Source organism: Ramlibacter sp. (assembly GCA_019635435.1).
GTDB lineage: Bacteria > Pseudomonadota > Gammaproteobacteria > Burkholderiales > Burkholderiaceae_C > JAHBZM01.
The window spans coordinates 2,794,503-2,817,026 of sequence record JAHBZM010000001.1; the positions used below are offsets into that span (position 1 = coordinate 2,794,503).

Below are 22,524 nucleotides of genomic sequence, written 5' to 3' on the forward strand. Positions count from 1 at the left end.
GGTACCAGCCTTCACCGGATTCCCATGACCGATCTCGTTGTTCGCCGTTTGCTGATTGACCTGCAGGCCCCTTTTGAGCGCCACTGGTGCGGTGGCGACGCGTTCCGCTCGGCGCTGTTCAACGCGCTGTCCATGAGCTTCCCCGTGGGGGAACAGTTCTTCATCGATTCCGTGCGCAACGGCCACAAGGCCTTGCCGCCCGACCTGCAGGACAAGTTCAGGGCCGAGGTGCAGGGCTTTGTGGGCCAGGAGGCCACCCACCGGCGCATCCACGCGCTGTTCAACGAGCACCTTGAAAAACAGGGCCTGGTCAATGACTGGGCGCCACGCGCCAAGGAGCGCCTGAAACTGCTCGAAGGCCTGGACCCGCGCCACCACGTGGCGATCACCGCCGCCAATGAGCACTTCACGGCCATCCTGGCCGACTGGATGCTGCGCAACCACGATCTGCTGGACAGCAGCGAGGAGCGTCTGAAGACCCTGTGGCTGTGGCACAGCGCCGAGGAATCCGAGCACAAGAGCACGGCGTTCGACCTGTACCAGGCGCTGGGCGGCAACGACGAATGGCGCCTGAAGTGGTTCCGCCGCATCACCCTGGTGTTTCTTGGCGACACGCTGCGCCAGACAGTGGCAAACCTGCGCCGCGACGGCACGCTGTGGCGCTGGTCAACCTGGCAAAGCGCGGCCAGCTACCTGTTTGGCCGGCGCGGACTGATCCGCCAGACCTACCGGCCCTGGCGCGAATACAAGCGCGCCGGTTTCCATCCCAGCCAGCAGGACAGCCAGCGCTCGGTGGACTGGCTGGCCGACAACCGCGGCCGCTATGCAGTGGTCGGCGCCTGACCGGCCAGCCGGCGCAGCGCCGGCAGATCAAGAATCTCCAGTTCCCCGCGGCCCAGCCGGACCACGCCACGCGCTTCCAGGTCCTTCAGCACCTGGTTCACCGTCTGGCGTGACACGGCCAGCATCATCGACAGCTGCTCCTGCGACACCGCGATGGCGCGCCGGCTGACGCCCTGTGGCGCATCGCGCCGCACGCCATAGCCTCCGGCCATCAGCACCAGGCGCCGCGCGAGGCGCTGCGCCACGGGCAGCGAGGCCGCCTCTTCCAGCGCCACGAAGGCCAGGCGCAGCTTGTGGCTCATCAGCAGGCCCAGTTCGCGCCAGTGCGCTGGTTGCTGTGTGAGCAGTTGCGCCAGCGCGGGCTGCGGCACCTGCAGCACGGCGGCAGCCCCCTCGGCCACGGCGTCATGGGTGCGGGGCTCGCCGTCAAACAGCGAGACCTCGCCAAACCAGTGCGGCGGTTCCAGAAGGGTCAGCAGCACCTCGCGGCTGTCTTCCCCGGGCCCGCCAATGCCCGAGATGCGGATCGCGCCCTCCAGCACCGCGTAGAGGCCGCAGGGCGCGTCACCCCGGCGAAACAGCGCCTGTCCGGGTGCCAGCCGGCGCACCCGGGCCGGTGCCAGCAAGGCTTCGCGCAGCGCCGGCGAGAGCCCCGCAAACCAGGCCCCGCTGTCCAGCAGCGGCACCCAGTGGCGGGTTTCCGTGGACGGCGGCAGGGGTTCCGGTCGGGGATTGGATTCGGGCATGGAAAAGAAGCAAACTGCGGGTTGTGTCGGGTACACGACAGACCCTGGCGCAAGCCCGCCAGAGAATTCTCGCCACACCAGAACCAGGAGACGCCCATGAAAACCCTGACCGACCAACTCGCGCAGTACGCGGCCTACCACCGCGACCCGCGCAACATCGCGACCCACTTCGTCGGCATCCCGATGATCGTGCTGGCCATTGCCACGCTGCTCTCGCGCCCCGCGGTGATGGCGGGCGGCCTGGCGCTCACACCGGCCCTGCTGCTGACCGCCGGCACGGTGATCTACTACCTGCGGCTCGAGCTGCGGATGGGCCTGCTGATGGCCGTGCTGATGGCGCTGAACCTGTGGCTGGCCCAGTGGCTGGCCGCGCAGGCCACTTCGGTGTGGCTGACCTCGGGCGTGGCCCTGTTCGTGGTGGGCTGGGTGTTCCAGTTCGTCGGCCATTACTACGAGGGCAAGAAACCCGCGTTCGTGGACGACCTGGTGGGCCTGTTCATCGGCCCGCTGTTTGTGGTGGCCGAGGTCGTGTTTGCGCTGGGCCTGCGCGCCGACCTGCTGGGTGCCATCGAAGCCCGGGTGGGCCCGGTGCGCAAGCGCGACCTGCACGCCGCGTCCTGAAGCGCAGGTCAGCCGGCAGGCCCGGCCGCGGGCTCAGTCGTCCCAGGCGGGCAGGCTTTCGATCACCACTTCGCTCACGAACAGGCCGGTGGGCACGGGCTTGGCTTCCAGTTCAAAGGTGAAGGTGGCGCCCTGCCCCGGCGTGGATGTGGCCCAGATGCGCCCGCCGTGGCGCGCCACCACGGCACGCGCGGTGGCCAGCCCCAGGCCCTGGCCCGGAAACTCAGCCGCCGAATGCAGGCGCATGAACGGCACAAACAAGCGATCTTCCTGCCCGCCCTCAAAGCCCACGCCGTTGTCGGACACAAACCAGGCCGGCACCACCCCCGTCTGCCCTTCGGCCACCGGTACCTGGCCCACGCGGATCCAGCCGCTGGCGGCCTGCCCCGTGAATTTCCAGGCGTTGTCCAGCAGGGCCTGCAGCAGCAGGCGCACCAGCGCCGCGTCACCGCGACAGGTCATGCCGGGCTCCACGTCCACATGCACGTTGCGCTGCGGCTCACGCTCGTGCAGTGAGCGCAGGATCTGGGTGGCCAGCGCCGACAGGTCCAGCGGTTCGCGCTCGAACGGCGCGCGCCCGATCTGCGTGAGCCGCAGCATCTCCTCCAGCATGGCCGCCACGCGCAGGCCTTTGCGGCGCAGCCGCTCCAGGTCGTCGGGGGCCTGGGCGTCCAGCGCGCCGACGCGCCGCAGCGTGGGCAGCACGTCGTCGTTGAGGGTGCGGATGTAGCCGCTGAGGATTTGGCGCGAGGCCTTGAGCGCGCTGGTGGCCTCGCCGTAGCGGCGCGCCAGCTTCTCCAGCTTGTCGCGCAGCCGGGACTCGGCGGCCAGGCGCGAGGTCACGTCGGCCGCCATCACCAGCCGGGCCGAACGGCCCTTGAAGGTGATGGCATGGTGGGCCACATCCACCAGCAGCAGTTCGCCGCTCTTGGTCAGGTGGCGCCAGATGCCGGGCTCATCGCGCAGCGAGGTGGCCGCCGAGGCGCGGTTGACCTGCTCCACGAACTGCTCGCGGTCGTCCGCGGGCCGGATGTCGGTGGCCCGCATGGCCAGGAACTCGGCCTCGGTGTAGCCATAGCGCCGCACCGCGGCCGCGTTCACGGCGAGGAATTCCAGGGTCTGGGTGTCGAAGATCCACATCACATTGGGATTGGCCTCGAACAGCTCGCGGTAGCGCCGCTCGCGTTCGCGCAGCTCGTCAATCATTTCCCAGTGCGGCGTGCTGTCGCGCAGGAACACGCCGATGCCCCCCTCGGAGGCGAAGAAGTGGATCTCGAACCAGCGCTTGTAGTGCGCGTGGTACTCCTCCGACTCGAACGCCAGGCCCTCCTTGACCGCCTGTTCGCAGGCCGCGCGCATCTTGTGGTTGCGGTCGTCGGGGAACAGGGCCCAGAAGTCGCGCCCATCGAGTTCCCCCGCGTCCTTGAGCACCAGTTCGGCGGCCCGCCGGTTGCAGAACTTGATGTGCCAGCCCGCGTCCAGCACCAGGAAGCCGTCGTCCATCTGGTTCAGCACGGCATTGAGTTCGCTGTGGGCCGCGCGCGATTCGGCCAGCGCCTCGTCGCGCTGCTGGGCCCGCCGGGTCAGGCCGGCCCACATGGCATCCAGCCCGCGCTGCAGCATGCGGATCTCGCGCACCCGCTCCTTGCGTTGCGGCCGGGGCCCCTGGTAGCCGCGCAGCTCGATCTGTCGCATGGCCTGCGCCAGATCGTCCAGCGGCTGCAGCAGCCAGCGCCGCCCGACGAAGCTGAGCACCGCCGCGAACACCGCAAGCAGCCCCAGCAGGGCGGCCATCAGCAAGCCCAGCTGGCGCGTGGAGGGCCCGACCACCGTGTCCAGATCCGCCGACACGGCGACCTGAAGGCCCCGGGCACCCGCCACCGGAATCTGCACCACGTGATGCAGCCAGGACTGCCCGCTGGCGCTGCTCGTGGCCAGCGGGCCCGCGCGGCCACCAACCAGTGCGCTGGCCAGGATTTCATCGGCCACCTGCGCCCCCGCGCCCGAGGTGCCGGCCACCGTGCTGGCGAGCACGGCACCCTGCGCGTCGGTGACCCAGGCCGAGACGCCCGCGGGCAGCGGCACGGCCAGCAGGCGCTGCTCCAGCAGCCCCAGGTCCATGCCAACGAACGCCACGCCGCGCAACGCGCCAGCCGCGTCCTTGACCGGGACAGCAAAGGGCACGGTCTTGTTGCCGGTGACGCGCCCCACCAGGTAGGTGCCGGCCGCAAAGGAACTGCCCTGCAGCACCTGGCGGAAGTAGCTGCGGTCGGACAGGTTGACCGGCGCCCGCGACGACGTGGACCGGCAGACCAGCAAGCCATCGATGTCGGTGACGCCGAGCGAGACATAGTTGGGCAGGCGGGCATTGAGCCGCTCCAGGAAGGCATTGCAGGCAGGCCAGTCGCCGGCCATCACGGGCGCGGCGCTGCTCACGCTCAGCAGCAACTGGCGCGTGCCCTCAACCGATTGTTCCTGGCCCGCGGCCAGCAGGCTGGCCAGTGCGGCGATGTCGCCGGCCGCGCGCCCGGCGAGGTTTCGCTGCTGCACCTGCCAGGCCACGCCCAGCACCAGCAGCAGTGGCACCACGGCCAGCGCGACCAGGCACAAGGCCACAACGCGCGAACTCACGCCGCTGACGCGGGCGCTCGAGTGCGAAAAAACGCTGTCAGCGAAGTCCTTCAATCCACACACCTTCCTGGAGGGCCTGCCCACGCGGGAACAGGACATCCCCTGCCCGCTCGCGGGCCGACCCGGGATTGGAGCATGCAGGGTCCGGCATGGCTTAGGTCATTTGCTTAACCCCGTCCAGACATCCATGGGCTGCCACTGCAGCGGCAGGCGCACGTCGACGCCCTCGCGGGCGCCACGCTCGCGCAGGAACTCCATGGTCACGTCAAAACGGTCCAGCGGTGGCGGCATGGGCTGCATGGGCGGCTGCGACGGCACCCAGAAGTCGTCCCAGTGGATCGGGATCACGCGCCGGGCCCCCACCCCGCTCACCAGCTCGCGCCACAGCGCATCGCGGTAGGCGTCGTCGCGCAAACCCAGGGCGCCGATGCCCAGCATCACCACATCAGCCTGCACTCCCTTGAGCGCGCCGGGCTCGAAGCCCGCACTGCCGGCAATCAGCACGCGCCGCCCGCCATGCTCGACCACGAGGATGTAGCTCATGCCTTCCTGGTAGGCGCTGGCGCGCACCGGCGGCTTCAGCGGCTGGGTGATCTCGCCCCCCGTGAAGCCCGTGGGGGAGTGGCGCCCGGGGTAGAACGTGAGCGTGAAGCGGCCGAACTGCATGGGCACGCCCAGCACGGGCACGCGGATCTGCGAGGGCGGCAAGCCCCAGCCCAGGCCCACGTTGGCCGTGGACGGCGAGCCCAGCAACAGCGCGCCGGTGCGCCGCGCCACCTCGGGCGCGTCCATGACATGGTCGTAATGCGAGTGCAGCGGGATCACCGCGGCAAGCCGGCCGGTCTTGCCCGGAATGCCCGCGCGCAGCAGGCCGCGGGTGATGGCATCCAGGTCGGGCTCGACCTTGCCCAGCAGCACCTTGACCTTGCCCGGGCGCGAGAAAAATCCGTCGGTGAGCAGTGCGGTCTCGCCATCGTCCAGCAGCAGCGTGGCCACGCCAAGAAAGCTGATCCGCGGTGCGGGCCGGATGGGCTCGGTGCCGCGCCAGCCCAGCGCGCCATAGGGCGTGAGCGAGGGATGCTGCTGCACCAGCCAGGCCAGTCCGGCGGCCGCCACGGCCAGCAGAAGCAGGGCCGCGATGAGAACTTTCTTAAACGTACGCATGCTTTTCACTGAAGCCCGGGGAGCCGTGATGATACCGCGCACGCTATCAAAACAATAGCTTGATGTGCAATCTGTATGCGGTCTGGAGACGGTTTTTACACCTGTGTGCGGGACGCGCGGGGTTTGGAGCAAAATCGCCGCATGCAGTTGAATTACATCGCCAACACCTCGGTGCCCTCCGCTTCGGGCCGCACCCTTCCCGTGATCGATCCGTCCGACGGACAGGCCTTTGACGAGCTGCAACGCAGCAACGCGCACGACATCGACACGGCCGTCCATGCCGCGCGCAAGTGCCATGACGCGGTCTGGAGCAAGCTCAACGCCGCCGAGCGCGGGCGCCTGCTCATGAAGCTCTCGGCCAAGGTGGCCGAGCATGCCGACGAGCTGGCCGCCATCGAGCAGCGCGACTGCGGCAAGCCCACCAAACAGGCCCGCGCCGACGCGGTGGCGCTGGTGCGCTACTTCGAGTTCTATGCCGGCGCCTGCGACAAGCTGCATGGCGACACCATTCCCTACCTGGACGGCTACAGCGTGCTGACCTGGCGCGAGCCGCATGGCGTGACCGGCCACATCATTCCCTGGAACTACCCGATGCAGATCTTCGGGCGCAGCGTGGGCGGCGCGCTGGCGGCCGGCAACGTCTGCGTGGTCAAGCCGGCCGAGGACGCCTGCCTGTCGCTGATCCGCGTGGCCCAGCTCGCGGCCGAGGTGGGCTTTCCTGCGGGAGCCATCAACATCGTCACGGGCTATGGCCACGAGGTGGGCGACGCGCTGGCGCGCCACGAAGGCATCGACCACATCAGCTTCACCGGCAGCCCCAAGGTCGGCACGCTGATCCAGCAGGTGGCGGCCGAGCGCCATTGCCCGGTCACGCTGGAGCTGGGTGGCAAGAGCCCGCAGATCATCTTTGCCGATGCCGACCTGGACGCCGCCCTGCCCATGGTCATCAACGCCATCGTGCAGAACGCGGGCCAGACCTGCAGCGCAGGCTCGCGCCTGCTGGTGGACCAGGCCATCTACGAGCCCCTGCTCGAGCGGCTGGGCCAGGCCTTTGAAAACCTTCGCGTCGGCCCGGCCACGATGGACCTGGACGTGGGCCCGCTGATCCGCCAGAGCCAGCAGCAGCGCGTGTGGGATTTCCTGAGCGACGCGCACGCGGCCAACATCCCCATCGTGGCGCAGGGCAAGATCGTGGACGAAGCGCCCGAGGCCGGCTTCTACCAGGCCCCCGCGCTGCTGCGCGACGTGCCCGTATACCACCGGATTGCCCAGGAAGAAGTCTTCGGCCCGGTGCTCGCGGCCATGAGCTTCAAGGACGAGGACCACGCGGTGGAGCTGGCCAATGCCACGCAGTTCGGCCTGGTGGCCGGCATCTGGACGCGTGACGGCGCGCGCCAGTTCCGCATGGCCAAACGCGTGAAAAGCGGCCAGGTCTTCATCAACAACTATGGCGCCGGCGGCGGCGTGGAGCTGCCGTTCGGCGGCGTCAAGTCGTCAGGCTATGGCCGCGAGAAGGGCTTTGAAGCCCTGCTGGGCTTCACCACCCTCAAAACCGTCGCAATCCGCCACGGATAAGCCGGCTTTCAAGCCAAACAGGGCCGGAGTCCAGGACTGGCGGCCACTTTCAGCTATCAAATCAAGAGCAAACAGGAGACAGATTCATGCGGGTCAAGGACAAGGTCATCATCGTCACGGGGTCAGGCGGCGGCATCGGCGAGGGCATTGCCAAACGGCTGGCCGAGCAAGGCGCCAAGGTCATCGTCAACGACATCAACGCGGCGCTGGGCGAGAAGGTGGTGGCCGACATCACCGCAGCCGGCGGCACGGCCTCGTTCTTCGCGGCCGATGTGACGAAGTCGGCCGACGTCAAGGCCCTGGTCGAAGCGGCCGTGCAGCGCCACGGCCGGCTCGACGTGATGGTCAACAACGCCGGCTGGACCCACCGCAACCGGCCCGCGCTCGAAGTGAGCGAGGACGAGTTCGACAAGTGCTACGCCGTCAACATGAAGAGCATCTACCTGGCCACCATCCATGCCACGCCGGTGTTCCGCGCCAACAAGGGCGGCAGCTTCATCAACATCGCCTCCACGGCCGGCGTGCGGCCGCGTCCGGGCCTGACCTGGTACAACGGCTCCAAGGGCGCCGTCATCACCACCAGCAAGTCGCTCGCGGCCGAACTCGGGCCCGACAACATCCGCGTGAACTGCGTCAACCCCGTGTTCAACCCCGACACCGGCCTGTCGGCCGAATTCGCGGGCGGGCCGGTGGACGAGGCACGCCGTGCCAAGTTCCTGGCCACGATTCCGCTGGGCCGCTTCTCGACCGCGCTGGACGTGGCCAATGCCTGCCTCTACCTGTCCAGCGATGAAGCCGCATTCATTTCAGGGGTTTGCATCGAGGTCGATGGCGCGCGCTGTGTCTGAGCGTTGACAATGCGGGCATGGCCGAACGCGTGATCCCCCTGGTTGACCAGCGCCATGCGCTGGCCGCCGCCCTGCCCTCGCGGCCCGTGGCGGCCACCGGCCTGCTGGCGGACACCCTCGGCCGCCCGCTGCGCGACCTGCGCATCAGCGTGACCGACCGCTGCAACTTCCGCTGCAGTTACTGCATGCCCAAGGAAGTCTTTGACAAGGACTACCCCTACCTGCCGCACGCCTCGCTGCTGACCTTCGAGGAAATCACCCGCCTGGCGCGGCAGTTCGTGGCCCACGGCGTGCGCAAGATCCGGCTGACCGGCGGCGAGCCCCTGCTGCGCAAGAACATCGAGGTGCTGATCGAACAGCTGGCCGCCCTGCGCACGGTGGACGGTGCGCCGCTGGACATCACCCTCACCACCAATGGCTCGCTGCTGGCGCGCAAGGCCAGGGCGCTCAAGGCCGCCGGCCTGCAACGGGTGACCGTGAGCCTGGACGGCCTGGACGACGCGGTGTTCCGGCGCATGAACGACGTTGACTTCCCCGTTGCGCAGGTGCTGGAAGGCATCGAGGCGGCACGCGAGGCGGGCCTGGGTCCGATCAAGGTCAACATGGTGGTCAAGCGCGGCACCAACGACCACGAAATCCTGCCCATGGCACGCCACTTCAAGGGCACGGGCACGGTGCTGCGCTTCATCGAGTACATGGATGTGGGCGCCACCAATGGCTGGCGCATGGACGAGGTGCTGCCGTCGGACGAGGTCATCCAGCGCCTCCAGTCCGAGCTGCCCCTGGTCCCATTGCAGCCCTCGGCGCCTGGCGAGACCGCCGAGCGCTGGGGCCATGCCGACGGCACGGGTGAAATCGGCGTGATCAGCAGCGTGACGCAGGCCTTCTGCGGTGACTGCAACCGCGCCCGCCTGTCCACCGAGGGCCAGGTCTACCTGTGCCTGTTCGCCAGCCAGGGGCACGACCTGCGCGCGCTGCTGCGCGGCGGCGCGAACGACGCGGCGCTGGCGTCGGCCATCGGCCACATCTGGCAGGGGCGGACCGACCGCTACTCACAGCTGCGCGGCTCGCAACCGCCCGACCGCTTGGCCCCGGCCGGCCGCCGCGTCGAGATGAGCTACATCGGGGGCTGAGCTGGTCGCCCGGGCGGACATCACGGGCCTGGTGCTCGCGGGCGGCCAGGGCCGGCGCATGGGCGGCCTGGACAAGGGCCTGGCCCTGCTGGATGGGCCCCCCCTGGCGCAAAGGGCGCTGGACCGGCTACGACCCCAGGTGGGCCCGCTGCTGCTCAGCGCCAACCGCCACCTTGACCAGTACCGTGAATGGGGGGTGCCCGTGGTCTGCGATGCCTCGGCCGGGTACCCCGGGCCGCTCGCAGGGCTGCTCGCAGGCCTGACACAGTGCACCACGCCCTGGCTGGCCTGCGTGCCCTGTGACGCGCCGGCTTTCCCGACCGATCTGGTGGCACGGCTGGGCGCCAATCTCGGCCCCCATCAGGGCGCGGTCGTCACGCTGCCTGATGCCCAAGGCGAACCCCGCATGCAGCCCGTGTTCTGCCTGCTGAGCGTGCAATGGCGCGGGAGCCTGCAGGCCTATCTTGATGCGGGCGGCCGGCGGGTGAGCGAGTGGCTGCAGTCGCAGCCGGCCAGCCCCGTGCTGTTTGACCAGCCCGGCGACGGCGACGCCTTCGTCAACGTCAACACCCTGGCCGAGCTGCGGCAGGCCGCTACTTGACGGGGACCGCTTCAACCCCGTGAGGCGGCAGGTCATGGCCCGGCAACTCGCGGGCCTCGGCCTTGTTGGCCCCGGGCACGGTGCCACGCGCGAACAGCAGGTACATGGTGGGCACCACAAACACCGTGAGCGCCGTGCCCAGCGACATGCCGCCCACGATCACCCAGCCGATCTGGATCCGGCTCTCGGCGCCCGCGCCGTGGGCCAGCGCCAGCGGCAACGCGCCCAGCACCATGGCGCCGGTGGTCATGAGGATGGGCCGCAGCCGCTGCGAGGCGGCCTTGACCAGCGCGTCCACCACCTCCATGCCCTGCTCGCGCAGCTGGTTGGTGAACTCGACGATCAGGATGCCGTGCTTGGTGATCAGGCCCACCAGCGTGATCAGGCCGATCTGCGAATAGACATTGAGCGAGCCGCCCGACCACTTGAGCGCGAGCAGCGCGCCAATCATCGACAGCGGCACCGACAGCATGATCACCAGCGGATCGACAAAGCTCTCGAACTGCGCCGCCAGCACCAGGAAGATGAACAGCAGCGCCAGCACAAAGGTAATGGCCAGCGCGCCCTGTGAGTTGCGGAACTCGCGCGAAGTGCCGTTGAGCTCGGTGGTGTAGCCGGTCTTGAGCACCTTGCTGGCCGTCTCGTCCATGAAGGTCAGGGCCTGGCCCAGCGAGTAGTCGGGCGCCAGGTTGGCCGTGATCGAGGCCGAGCGGCGCTGGCCGAAGTGGTTGAGCTCGCGCGGGCTCACGCTCTCGCGCACCTTCACCAGCGCCGACAGCGGGATCATGGTGTCGCCCCGGCCACGCACGTTGATGCTGTCGATGTCCTCGGGCGTGGTGCGCCCGCGCGGCTCGGTCTGGACGATCACGTCGTATTGCTCGGCGTCGCGCTTGTAGCGCGTCACGTTGCGTCCGCCCAGCATGGTTTCGAGCGCCTTGGCCACCACCTCCACGCTCACGCCCAGGTCGGCGGCCTTTTCGCGGTCCACGTCAATGCGCAGCTCGGGCTTGTTCAGGCGCAGGTCCACGTCGGCCGAGACAATGCCGGGGTTCCTGGCGATCTCGTCCATCATCTGGCGCGTGACGCGGTTCAGGTTCTCGTAGCTGTCCGAGGTCTGGATGACGAAGTTCATCGGCCGCTCGCGAAAGCCCTGGCCCAGCGAGGGCGGCGTGATGGGAAAGGCGTTGACGCCCGGCAGCGAACTGAATTTGGGGCCCAGCTCGCGCGCCAGCTCCAGCGTGGTGCGCTTGCGGTTTTCCCAGTCCACGGTCCGGTAGATCACGCTGGCCTGCGACACCGTGGGATTGCCGATGCTGCCAAAGATGCGGTCAAACTCCTTGTAGGGCTGGCCCATCTTCTCCAGCGCCTGGGCGTAGCGGTTGGTGTACTCGAAGGTCGAGCCATCGGGTGCGTTGACCGTGGCCAGGATGGTGCCGCGGTCCTCCAGCGGTGACAGCTCCTGCTTCATCGTGGGCCAGACCAGCGTGATGGCCACCGCGCTCGCCAGCATGGTGCCCACCACGATCCAGCGCGCCTGCAGCAGCCAACCCCGCAAGCCACCGGGGCCTGTGGCGGGGCGCCAGCGCGCCAGCAGCAGCCAGCGCAGCAGCCGGCCATAGCGGTCCGAGATGGCGGTGAGCCAGCGCTCCATGTGGCTGTCAAACCAGTTGGGGTTGGGGTTGTGCCGCAGCAACTGCGCGCACATCATGGGCGTGAGCGTGAGCGCCACGAAGCCCGACACCACCACCGCCCCTGCCAGCGCCAGCGCGAACTCGCCAAACAGCCGGCCGGTGCGCCCCGGCGTGAAGGCCAGCGGCGCATACACCGCCACCAGGGTCAAGGTCATGGTGATCACGGCAAAGCCGATTTCACGCGCGCCCTTGATGGCCGCCGAGAACGGGTCCAGGCCCTCCTCGATGTGGCGGTAGATGTTCTCGAGCATCACGATGGCGTCGTCCACCACCAGACCGATGGCCAGCACCAGCGCCAGCAGCGTGAGCGTGTTGATCGAGAACCCGGCCAGCGCCATCATGGCAAAGGTGCCGATCAGGCTCACCGGGATGGTCACGATGGGGATGATGGACGCGCGCACCGTGCGCAGGAACACAAAGATCACCAGCGCCACCAGCACGATGGCCTCGGCGATGGTCTGGTAGACGTTCTTCACCGAGCGGTCGATGAACAGCGAGTTGTCATTGGCGACGTCGATGCTCACATCGGGCGGCAGGTCGGCCTTGAGCTTGGGAATCATGTCGCGCACGCCCTGCGACAGCGTCAGCGGGTTGGCCGTGGCCTGGCGGATCACGCCGGCGCCAATGGCCACCTTGCCGTTGAGCCGGACCTGGCTGCGCTCGTCGGCCGCGGCCTCCTGCACGCGCGCCACATCGCGCACCCGGACCGGGAATCCGTTGACGTTCTTGATGACGATCTCGGCGAACTGGGACGGCCGCACCAGATCGGTCTGCGAGGTCACGCTGAACTCACGCTGCTGCGACTCGATGCGCCCGGCCGGCAGCTCGAGGTTGCTGCGGCGGATGGCGTCTTCCACGTCCTGCGTGGTCAGGCGGTAGCCCGCGAGCTTGTCGGGGTCGAGCCAGACCCGCATGGCGTACTTGCGCTCGCCGAAGATGCGCACATCGGCCACGCCGGTCACGGTCTGAAGGCGCGACTTGACGATGCGGTTGACGAGGTCGTTGATCTGCAGCGGGCTGAGCGTGTCGCTGGTGAAGGCCAGCCAGATCACGGGAAAGGCGTCGGCCTCGACCTTGGCAATCACTGGCTCGTCAATGGCCTGGGGCAGCTTGTTGCGCACACGCGAGGTGCGGTCGCGCACCTCGGCGGCGGCGGCATCGGCGTCCTTTTCGAGGCGGAACTTGACGGAAATCTGGCTCTGCTCGGCCCGGCTGATGGAGGTGATGACATCGACCGCATCAATGCCGGCAATCGAATCCTCCAGCGGCTTGGTGACCTGCGATTCGATCACCTCGGCCGAGGCGCCGGCGTACTTGACGCTCACGGTGACCACCGGCTCATCGATCTTGGGGTATTCGCGCACCGACAGGCGGTTGAAGCTGACGGCGCCCACCAGCACCACCAGCAGGGACAGCACGGTGGCAAACACCGGCCGGCGGATCGAGATTTCAGCAAGCTGCATGGCGAGGCTCCTGGTCGTTCAGGAAGCGGCCTTGCGCGCGGCGCCAGCGCCCGCTGGCGCGCCCGCCCCGCCCGAAAGCCCGGCCAGACAGGGATTGGGACCCTGCAGCCGCGGCGGTGCAGCGGCCCCCCCCTTGGCGACCGGCGCGGCGGCGCTGGCCGAGGCGACTGGTGGTGCACCGGCACCTGGTGGTACTGCGGCGGGGGGCGCGACGGTACCTGCCCCCGCTTTGGGGGCGCCGGGGCCCGCACCATTGCCGGGCTTGTTGACTTCAACCACCCGCACCGCCATGCCGTCTTTCTGCACCCGCTGCTGGCCCGCGGTGACCACCAGGTCGCCGGGCTCCAGACCCTGCACGATTTCCACCCGGCCCGGCTGGCGGATGCCCACCTTGACCTCGACCCGCTGGGCCAGCTTGCTGTCGCGGTCGGGCCCATCGACCAGCCGGAACACGAATTGCCGTCCACCCTGCGGCACGATGGCCTCCTCGGGCACCACCAGCGCGTTCTCGCGTTGGCCGAACACGCTGGTCACGCGGGCAAACATGCCCGGTCGCAGCTGAAGTTGCCGGTTGTCGATGCAGCCGCGCAGGCCGACCGAGCGGCCGTTGGCGTCGACCAGCGGGTCGATCGCCTGCACCACCGCGCTGAATTTGCGCCCCGGCAGCGCGTCCACTGCGACCACCGCCTGCTGGCCACGGCGCGCCTTGGTCTGGTAGCGCTCGGGCAGCCGGAAGTCCACATACAGCGCCTCCATGTCCTCGATGTTGACGATGTCGGCGCCGTCCTTGAGGTAGTCGCCGATGTTCACGCTGCGGATGCCGGCAATGCCGTCGAACGGCGCGACGATGCGCAGCCGCGCCGCCGTGGCGCGCGACAGCGCCAGCTTGGCCTGGGCCACTTCGAGGTTGGCCGAGCTTTCGTCCACCGACCGCTGGCTGATGAAGTTCTGGGCCACCAGCTCCTGGTTGCGCTTGTGGTTGGCCTGCGCGATCGACAGCTCGGCCTGGCTCTGCTGCACCTGGGCCAGCGGCAACTGGTCATCCAGCTGCACCAGCAGCTGGCCCTTGCGGACCCGCTCACCGTCGCGGAAATTGATCTGGGTGATGCGTCCGCTGACCTCGGGCCGCAGCACCACGCTCTGGCGCGAGCGCAGGCTGCCCACGGCCTGGGCATCGTCGGTGAGCTTCATCACTTCGACGCGGGCCACCTCCACGGCCGGGGGTTTGGCGCCCGCCCCGCTGCCGGCCGAGCCCGCAGAGGCTGCCGGCCCCTGGCCCTCATGCCCCGCCGCGGGCCGGTGCTGGACCCACCAGGCTGCACCGGAAGCCACGGCAATGCCAACGACGGCAACCGCAAGGTAAATAGGTTTTGACGCCATGGGGGGGCACTGCTAAAGGGGTTCATGGGCAAGGGCGCTGGCGGGCTGGCCAGTGCGCTTTCCAATGTAGCAGGACACCGCTGCAAAACCGCCAAAAACCTCGCGCCCACCCCCCTGTTCGCGTGGTGCGCACGCTGCATTTACCCGCGCTTTACATTGGCCGGTGTCAGGCCCGGCCCAGCGCCTGCTCAACGCCGCGGTTGGCCAGCGCGTCGGCGCGCTCATTGCCCGGGTCCCCGTTGTGCCCGCGCACCCAACGCCAGTCGATCTGGTGGCCACCGCCTGCCACCAGCGCATCCAGGCGTTGCCACAGGTCCACGTTCTTAACGGGCTGCTTGGCCGCCGTGCGCCAGCCCTTGGCCTTCCAGCCGGGCAGCCATTCGGTGATGCCCTTGAGCACGTACTGACTGTCCACATGCAGCGTCACGGCGCAGGGCCGCTTCAGGGCCGCCAGCGCCTCGATCACCGCGGTGAGCTCCATGCGGTTGTTGGTGGTGCCCAGCTCGCCGCCAAACAGCTCCTTGACGGTGTCGCCCGAGGTCAGCAGCACACCCCAGCCGCCGGGCCCCGGATTGCCCTTGCAGGCGCCGTCGGTGTAGATATCAATGGAGTTCAAGATCAAATCCCTCGTCAGTCCTTGCCCGGTGGGCCTTGTTTGCTACAGAAACAGGAGCAGCCGAAAGCGCCTTGGCGTTCTTCCAGGCAGGCCCCAGCAGCCGCATGCCACGCACGCGCTTGACGGCCACGATGAAATAGGCGGCGCCGAGGATCGGCCACCAGCGCTCGCCCGCACGGTCCATCCAGGCGTACCGGCCCAGCCACCGGTCGCTGCGCAAGGCGGGCCGGTAGCAGCCGAATTGGGACGACTCCACCTCGAAGCTCAGCAGGCGCAGCCAGTCGCGCAGACGCCAGTAGCCGATGAAGTCGCCCGCCTCGGGCAGGAACAGCTGGCCAAAGCCCATCCGCCGGTACAGGCGGGCGCGGCGCTGGCGCAGGCCCCAGAGGCTGGCGGGGTTGAGGCATGAAATGACCACGCGACCCTCGGGCACGAGCACCCGCTCGACCTCGCGCAGCGCCGCATGGGGGTCCGCGCTCAGTTCCAGAGTGTGGGGCAACACGACGAGGTCCAGGCTGCTTTCGGCAAACGGCAAGGCGGCAAAGTCGGTCATGAATGCCGCAGCCACCCCGCCCTCCTGGACCCCCAGCCATTTGTGCGGCATGCGGTTGGTGCGCAGGGTGTCCAGGCCGGCCAGCCCAAGCTGCAGCGCGTGGTACCCGAACACATCGGCCACGGCTTGGTCAAAATGCTGGCGCTCCCATTCGAGCAGATATCTGCCAGGCGGCGTTTCCAGCCACTGATGCAAACCTATAATTTCGGCACTCATGAAGTTGATCCCACTGCCCGCTTTCACCGACAACTACATCTGGATGCTGCACGACGCACATCACGCCGTGGTGGTGGACCCGGGGGACGCGCAGCCGGTGTTCGATGCCCTGCGCACGCTGGGACTGCAGTTGTCCGCGATTCTAGTCACGCACCACCACCCTGACCACGTGGGTGGCGTGGACGCCCTGCGCGACGCCACGGGCGCGCGGGTGTTCGGCCCCGCGCGCGAGCGCATTCCCGAGCCGCTGGTGCGCCTGCAAGGCGGGGATGCCTGCGAGGCGTTGGGCCTTCAATTCCGCGTGATCGACGTGCCGGGCCACACCGCGGGGCACATCGCCTATTTCCACCAGCCCGCGCCGGGGGACTCCCGGCTGGGCGGGACGCCCTTGCTGTTTTGCGGCGACACCCTGTTTTCTGGCGGCTGCGGGCGCCTGTTCGAGGGCACGCCAGCGCAAATGCTGGCCTCGCTCGACGCGTTGGCCGGGCTACCCGGTGACACGCGGGTCTGCTGCACTCATGAGTACACCCTGGCCAACCTGCGGTTCGCACGCGCCGTCGAACCCGACAATGCCGAGCTCGCCGCCTACAGCCGGCGCTGCGAGGCGCTGCGCGAGCGCGGCGAACCGACCCTGCCGTCCACCTTGTCGCTGGAACTGCAGATCAATCCGTTCTTGCGCAGCCGGGAACCCGGTGTGGTGCGGGCGGCCCGCGGCTTTGACAAACAGGCCGGCGACGAAACCAGTGTGTTCGCCGCCATCCGCCAATGGAAGAACGAATTCAGATGAAGCTGCTTCACCTCGCCAGCCTGTCGTGCCTGATCTGGCTGACCGGCTGCGCCACCGGCCCCAACGCCCCCGCCGAACCGGGCGCCATTGCCGGCCCCCCGATCACCGCGCCCGAACCCTCCCCTCCCCCCCACGTGGCCATCATTCCGAGTGGCCCCTTGCAGCCCATCACGGCCTCGGAAGCGGCGTCGCGCGGGGTCGCGCGGCTGGCCCCCCCGGCCGACCTGTGGGAGCGCATCCGGCGCGGCTTTGCCATGCCCAACCTCGACACCGACCTCGTGCGTGCGCAGGAGCAGTGGTACGCGAGCCGGCCCGACTACATCCAGCGCATGACCGAGCGCTCGCGCAAGTACCTGTTCCACATCGTCGAGGAGCTCGAGCGGCGCAACATGCCCAGCGAGCTGGCATTGCTCCCGTTCATCGAGAGCGCCTTCAACCCGCAGGCCATGTCCACCGCCAAGGCCGCCGGCATGTGGCAGTTCATACCCAGCACGGGGCGGTCGTTCGACCTCAAGCAGAACGTGTTCCGCGACGACCGCCGCGATGTGCTGGCCTCGACCCGCGCGGCGCTGGACTACCTGCAGAAGCTGCATGACATGTTTGGCGACTGGCACCTCGCGCTGGCCGCCTACAACTGGGGCGAAGGCAGCGTGGGCCGCGCCATTGCGAAGAACCAGCGCAGCGGCCTGGGGGGCGGCTACACCGATCTCAACATGCCCAACGAGACGCGCAACTACGTGCCCAAGCTGCAGGCAGTGAAAAACATCGTCGCCAATCCGGACGCGTTCCGCACGGAGCTGCCGCTGATCGAGAACCACCCCTATTTCCAGTCGGTCGACATTGCGCGCGACATTGACGTGGAACTGGCGGCCCGGCTGGCCGACGTCAAGATCGAGGATTTCAAGGCCCTCAATCCCTCGGCCAACCGCCCGGTGATCCTCGCAGCGGGCACGCCGCAGATCCTGCTGCCCTGGGACAACGCCACCGTCTTCCGCCGCAATTTCGAGGCCTACACCGAAGGCCAGTACGCAAGCTGGACCGCCTGGACGGCACCCTCCACGATGAGCGCAGCGGTGGCCGCCAAGAAGGCCGGCATGAGCGAGGCCGACTTCCGCGCCGTGAACCAGATCCCGCCGCGCATGCTCATCAAGGCCGGCTCCACCGTGCTGGTGCCCCGTTCCGCCAAGGTGCAGAACGACGTGGCCGAGCATATTGCCGACAACGCCCAGCTGAGCCTCGCCCCTGAAGTCGTCACCCGGCGCACCCTGGTCAAGGCCGGCCGGCATGACACCGTGGCCAGCATCGCCCGGCGCTACCGCCTGAGCCCCGGCAACGTGGCCAGCTGGAACGACGTCAGCCCCACGGCCGCTTTCAAGGCGGGGGAGAAGGTGGTGGTGTTCCTGCCGGTTCGGGCTGCGAAAGCACGCACATCCGTGAAACGGAAATCAGGGGTGTCCAGCGGCAGGCGCAGCAAGCGTCGGCCCTGATCGCGCCAGCCCATGAGGTCAGGCAAGCGGTTGGGCCTCGGGCTCGTTGCCATCTGGTGGGTGCTATTGGTCCTGCCCGCGGTCGTCGCCTTCTCGCCGTCGAACAGCTGGGATGTTTCCCCGCTGGCCCTCCTCATGGTGACCGTCTGGGCTATCGCATCAACATGGTTTGCCGCCGGCCCCACGGGTTTCTTCGTGCTGACCTATCCGTTCGCGCTGTTCGGCCTGTGCGCTGCCTGGGCCGGCGCAATGCGGCAGGCCGATTTGCTGGAGATCCTGCTTCTCTCGGGTGGACCTGAAAGGCATGAAGCCCTGGCAGCCTTGAGCCCCTACTGGATGGGAATCCTGCTCGCTGCATTGATTCTGGCGCTCGTGGCCGCCGGTGCGATCCGCTCGCTGCCGACGCGGTCGCCAAGGCCCCGGCTGCGAGCAATCGCATGGTTGGTGGCGGCGGGTTGCGCCCTGGGCTTTGCCATGCCGATGACCTTTTTTCGCGCATGGCCTGTGAATGTCATGAGTCTGGCGCTGGCCAAACTTCTCGACAAGCGGGATTTTCTGGCAACGGCCCTGCCCTATGGCGCAATCAACCCCCGCGCTGCCGGTCAGACATGGAAGGCCTCACGCCCATCGGGCGCGCCTTCTGGTCGCGAGACATACATCCTGATCATCGGTGAAAGCGTGAGGGCGGACCGGCTTGGCCCGTGCGGGGGGAACGCACTTCTGGCTTTGAGGCATGAAGCGATCACGTTTTGCGATGTCATATCCGGGGCCAGCGGGACCCATCTGTCGGTTCCTCTTCTGATTTCGCGTGACTCTGCTGACAGTGCCCCAAGGGTCAGCAGCGACGCGACCTTCATGAAGGCCTTTGAAGAAGTCGGGTTTGAGACCTACTGGCTCTCTGTACAGGATCAATCCATTGCATGGCCCGACGCGATGCACTCCACCTATTTGTCCCCTTCTGCGCCGGACCGCGAAACTCTCATCGGGCCCCTGAAGCACGCCCTTGCCGCCCCCGGCCTCAAGAAGCTCATCGTTCTGCACGGCTATGGAGCACATTTCAACTACTGCGACCGCTATCGGCCCCAACACGCATTGCAGGCCGTCGACTGCCGTGGCTTGGGTGCGTTGCCAGACAGGCCCACCCGACCCCAATGGCTTTCCAGCTACGACAATGCCATTTCTGAGTCGCTAGCCTTTGTGGACGCGGTCATTGACGTGATCGATTCCGTCGATGCAGAGACGGTCCTTCTCTACACATCCGATCACGGAGAAAATCTGCTGGACGATGGAAGAAACCTCGTTCAGCACGCCTTGGCCACACCAACTCCATGGGACACGCGCGTGCCGGCCATCCTGTGGGCCAACAAAACCTGGAAGGTCAGCCACGATTCCTGGTGGCGTGCGCTGGGCGCGAACCGGAAGGCCCATGCAATGCATGGAGACCTGATTCCCACTCTTCTGGGAGCCGCAAACATCCACTACGAAGAGCCTCGTCCACAAGTTGTGGACCTGGGCCGGCAGCGGCCCGGCAACCGAATTCGCTGGGTGAAACGTCGACTTGGTGAAACCGTTGATGGAGACAAATTATGAGCGGCCGGAAACTGCCAGGATTCCATTTATTTTTTCCGGTGGCAACAGGGCTGTTCTTTGGCGCTTTCTACGCCATGCGCGGCTACAAGGAGCCATGGATCACCGCGTCGGCGCCTTCGGTCATGCTGATCGACGGACTCGCCCTGATCGCCCTGATGCCTGCAAGCCTGCTCCTCCTGAGGCATCTTGTTTCCTCGTTTGCCAGGCGACTGCCCGACTTCCCATCCTTTGAATCCAGATTCTTCCGCCTGGAGAAACTGTCTTATGCCCCTTGCCTGGTTGCCGCGGCTTTCCTCGGCCCCGTCACCCCCAACCACGCGGTGGCGCTTGCAACCTGGGTGGCCATCGGCCTCTTGCAGATCCTCATTCTTTTTGCAGTGATGGGGCGCGGCAACCGTCTGAAAGCCGTATCCACAGACACCTACATCGGGTTGCTGTTCTTGATATCTGGCTTCTCGGCGCTGATTTACCAGGTGGTCTGGCAACGTGTCCTGTTCACCACCTTTGGCGTCAACACCGAGTCCGTGACGGCCATAGTCTCTACCTTCATGTTTGGCCTGGGCATCGGCGCCATTGCCGGGAATTATCTGCTGCTCAGGTTTCGCCAGCACCTGCTGCATGTCTTTCTGGCTCTGGAGATTGGCATCGGTGTCTTTGGCATTTTCAGCGTGGCCCTGATTGACTGGGTCGGGCAGAGCTCTGTTCCCGTGTCCACATTGACACTCCTGCTGCGCGTCTATGCGGTGCTTGCCCTTCCGACGCTACTGATGGGTGCAACCCTGCCTGTTTTGGTGGGCTATCTGGAGCGTCGCATCCAGAACATGGGCCGCACGGTCGGGCTGCTTTACGCGTTCAATACGTTCGGCTCTGCCATCGCGGCCTTCGCCACGGTGCAGATCCTTTTTGTACTTACGGGCTTGCAGGCCAGTGTCTTCGTCGCGGTCGCATGCAACCTCGTGACCGCCGGGTTGATTTTCCACGCCAGCCGTCATCTGGAACTTCGTCAGGCTGCGGACACGGTGCAGCCCTCTCAGGCTTCCTTCGCCGGCGAAAGACTAACGGCATCACAGGCGTTCGCCCTGCTTGCGCTCATTGGATTCATCTCCCTGAGCCAGGAGATTCTTTGGTTCCGGATTCTCGGCTTTCTGACGGGAAGCCGTCCGCAGGTATTTGGCATGTTGCTCGCAGCCTTTCTCGCAGGCGTCGGATGGGGGTCCATTCGCGCCAGGAACCTGGCGACATCCGGCGCCTCGGCCTTCCAATTTCTTGTGACTTCCCTTCTGGCCGCCGCCCTCGTTTTCTATGCCGGCGTTCCCATGATCGCGTTCGTTGCCGAATGGGCCGGGTCCGGTCCTGCCTTGCTGTGCGGGTACCTTCTGGTGGCACTCGTGGCCTGCCTTTGCGGGGGGGTTCTGCCCGTGGCCATTCACCTGGGTACGCGTGGTGCCAGAAATTCCCTGGCTACAGCGTCATGGCTGTACTTTTCCAACATCCTTGGCTCGGCTGTTGGACCACTGCTGACCGGCTTCATTGCGCTCGAGGTCCTGTCGCTCGAGGCCAACGTCGCCGCGCTGTCTGGCCTGACCTTGCTCCTGGCACTCACGGTGCTGTTCCTGGCACCATCCACGCAACCCGGGCATCGATTCAAGTATGCAAGCCTCGCCGCCGGATTGACGGTTGCTGCCGTTCTTTTCCACGACCGGGCATATGAAAATCACCTGGAGAAAATGCAATACGCATCCAGTGTGTTCAAGCCCTTCAAATACACGCTAGAGAATCGCAGCGGAGTCCTCACGGTGGAAGAGGCCGCCGCCGATGTCATGTATGGCCATGGCATCTACGATGGAAGGTTCAATATTGACCCCGTGAGCAACACCAACCTGATCGATCGGGCATTCATGGTCGCCGCGCTTCACCGGCAACCACAAAAAGTGCTCGAGATCGGCCTGAGCACGGCATCATGGACCCGCGTGCTTTCGTCACACACCGCGGTCGGCTCACTCACTGTGGTGGAGATCAACAAGGGCTACCCGGCCATCGTGAGGAACTATCCGGAGATGGCCAGCGCACTGGAAAGTCCCAAGGTCCGCCTTTTGATCGATGATGGCCGGCGCTGGCTGCGCAGCAACCCGGATGAAAGCTTCGACGTGATTGTGATGAACAATACGCTTCACTGGCGAAGCAACGCCACGAGTCTGCTCTCACTTGAATTCCTGAAATTGTGCAAGCAGCACCTCAAGCCCGGAGGCGTTCTTTACTACAACACGACGGGAGCAGATGATGTGGTTTTTACCGCCGCTCACGGATTCAGGCATGTCACCCGATATTCAACATTTGTCGCGGCCAGCGACCATCCCTTCGACATGACGCCTGCCGAAAGGCGCGCGAATCTGCTGAAGTTTGCTGGAAGGGACGGTAGACCGCTTCTCGATTCGGATGAAGAACATCGAAAGGTCCTTGCCAGGCTCTCTAACAGTCCATTGACTGATATTCAACAAACCGTCTTGCAACGGCAAGGCCGGCAATTGATCACCGATGACAATATGGCCGTCGAGTACAAGCAGCACTAGGAACAAATT

Annotated in this window: 17 protein-coding genes; 10 read left to right on the forward strand and 7 right to left on the reverse strand. The window is 66.8% G+C overall.

The window, feature by feature from the left end; all coding sequences use genetic code 11:
• Positions 1 to 24: 24 nt before the first annotated feature.
• On the forward strand, positions 25 to 843 hold the full coding sequence (locus KF796_13495; protein MBX3587647.1) for a metal-dependent hydrolase: 819 nt from the start codon (positions 25 to 27) through the stop codon (positions 841 to 843).
• On the opposite strand, the gene KF796_13500 is transcribed toward KF796_13495, so the two are convergent.
• On the reverse strand, positions 822 to 1,589 hold the full coding sequence (locus tag KF796_13500) for a Crp/Fnr family transcriptional regulator (protein MBX3587648.1): 768 nt from the start codon (positions 1,587 to 1,589) through the stop codon (positions 822 to 824). The two genes, KF796_13495 and KF796_13500, sit on opposite strands and share 22 nt — an antisense overlap.
• A 96-nt stretch (positions 1,590 to 1,685) precedes the next feature.
• On the opposite strand from KF796_13500, the gene KF796_13505 reads away from it, so the two are divergent.
• The gene (locus KF796_13505) at positions 1,686 to 2,210 is read left to right on the forward strand and encodes a DUF962 domain-containing protein (GenBank protein ID MBX3587649.1); all 525 of its coding nucleotides are present in this window, start codon (positions 1,686 to 1,688) and stop codon (positions 2,208 to 2,210) included.
• A 33-nt stretch (positions 2,211 to 2,243) separates the two neighbouring features.
• Here the strand turns inward: KF796_13505 and KF796_13510 are convergent, their stop codons facing one another.
• Together KF796_13510 and KF796_13515 are read right to left on the reverse strand one after the other, a co-directional pair.
• Positions 2,244 to 4,841: a PAS domain S-box protein gene (locus KF796_13510; protein ID MBX3587650.1), complete on the reverse strand. Its 2,598-nt coding sequence runs from the start codon at positions 4,839 to 4,841 to the stop codon at positions 2,244 to 2,246.
• Positions 4,842 to 5,000: 159 nt separating this feature from the next.
• Positions 5,001 to 6,005 carry an MBL fold metallo-hydrolase gene (locus tag KF796_13515; GenBank protein MBX3587651.1) on the reverse strand — a complete coding sequence of 335 codons (1,005 nt, stop codon included), beginning with the start codon at positions 6,003 to 6,005 and terminating at the stop codon, positions 5,001 to 5,003.
• Positions 6,006 to 6,146: 141 nt separating this feature from the next.
• Here KF796_13515 and KF796_13520 point away from each other — a divergent pair, with 141 nt between their 5' ends.
• The 4 genes from KF796_13520 (at position 6,147) to mobA (ending at position 10,162) form a co-directional block, all read left to right on the forward strand.
• On the forward strand, positions 6,147 to 7,580 hold the full coding sequence (locus KF796_13520) for an aldehyde dehydrogenase family protein (GenBank protein MBX3587652.1): 1,434 nt from the start codon (positions 6,147 to 6,149) through the stop codon (positions 7,578 to 7,580).
• Positions 7,581 to 7,666: 86 nt separating this feature from the next.
• Positions 7,667 to 8,428, forward strand: coding sequence for an SDR family oxidoreductase (locus tag KF796_13525; GenBank protein ID MBX3587653.1), 762 nt, complete (start codon positions 7,667 to 7,669; stop codon positions 8,426 to 8,428).
• Positions 8,429 to 8,445: 17 nt separating this feature from the next.
• On the forward strand, positions 8,446 to 9,561 hold the full coding sequence (moaA, locus tag KF796_13530; protein MBX3587654.1) for a GTP 3',8-cyclase MoaA: 1,116 nt from the start codon (positions 8,446 to 8,448) through the stop codon (positions 9,559 to 9,561).
• A gap of 1 nt (position 9,562) precedes the next feature.
• Positions 9,563 to 10,162 (forward strand): molybdenum cofactor guanylyltransferase, encoded by a 600-nt coding sequence (mobA, locus tag KF796_13535; protein MBX3587655.1) that lies wholly within the window; start codon positions 9,563 to 9,565, stop codon positions 10,160 to 10,162.
• On the opposite strand, the gene KF796_13540 is transcribed toward mobA, so the two are convergent.
• The 4 genes from KF796_13540 to KF796_13555 form a co-directional block, all read right to left on the reverse strand.
• Entirely contained in the window at positions 10,155 to 13,316 is a 3,162-nt protein-coding gene (locus KF796_13540) for an efflux RND transporter permease subunit (protein MBX3587656.1), read from the reverse strand. The two genes, mobA and KF796_13540, sit on opposite strands and share 8 nt — an antisense overlap.
• 18 nt (positions 13,317 to 13,334) lie before the next feature.
• Positions 13,335 to 14,696 carry an efflux RND transporter periplasmic adaptor subunit gene (locus KF796_13545; GenBank protein ID MBX3587657.1) on the reverse strand — a complete coding sequence of 454 codons (1,362 nt, stop codon included), beginning with the start codon at positions 14,694 to 14,696 and terminating at the stop codon, positions 13,335 to 13,337.
• Between the two features lie 166 nt (positions 14,697 to 14,862).
• Positions 14,863 to 15,312, reverse strand: a complete 450-nt coding sequence (gene rnhA, locus KF796_13550) for a ribonuclease HI (protein ID MBX3587658.1) — start codon at positions 15,310 to 15,312, stop codon at positions 14,863 to 14,865.
• Positions 15,299 to 16,081, reverse strand: coding sequence for a class I SAM-dependent methyltransferase (locus KF796_13555; protein ID MBX3587659.1), 783 nt, complete (start codon positions 16,079 to 16,081; stop codon positions 15,299 to 15,301). The genes rnhA and KF796_13555 overlap by 14 nt, the downstream gene beginning before the upstream one ends.
• Here KF796_13555 and gloB point away from each other — a divergent pair.
• Genes gloB through KF796_13575 form a run of 4 tightly spaced genes read left to right on the forward strand, consistent with a single transcriptional unit; the run spans position 16,080 to position 22,515 of the window.
• Entirely contained in the window at positions 16,080 to 16,868 is a 789-nt protein-coding gene (gloB, locus tag KF796_13560) for a hydroxyacylglutathione hydrolase (GenBank protein MBX3587660.1), read from the forward strand. The two genes, KF796_13555 and gloB, sit on opposite strands and share 2 nt — an antisense overlap.
• Positions 16,865 to 18,355, forward strand: coding sequence for a transglycosylase SLT domain-containing protein (locus KF796_13565; GenBank protein ID MBX3587661.1), 1,491 nt, complete (start codon positions 16,865 to 16,867; stop codon positions 18,353 to 18,355). The genes gloB and KF796_13565 overlap by 4 nt, the downstream gene beginning before the upstream one ends.
• A gap of 60 nt (positions 18,356 to 18,415) precedes the next feature.
• Positions 18,416 to 19,945 (forward strand): phosphoethanolamine transferase, encoded by a 1,530-nt coding sequence (locus KF796_13570; GenBank protein MBX3587662.1) that lies wholly within the window; start codon positions 18,416 to 18,418, stop codon positions 19,943 to 19,945.
• On the forward strand, positions 19,942 to 22,515 hold the full coding sequence (locus tag KF796_13575; GenBank protein ID MBX3587663.1) for a fused MFS/spermidine synthase: 2,574 nt from the start codon (positions 19,942 to 19,944) through the stop codon (positions 22,513 to 22,515). The genes KF796_13570 and KF796_13575 overlap by 4 nt, the downstream gene beginning before the upstream one ends.
• The last annotated feature ends 9 nt before the right edge of the window (positions 22,516 to 22,524 follow it).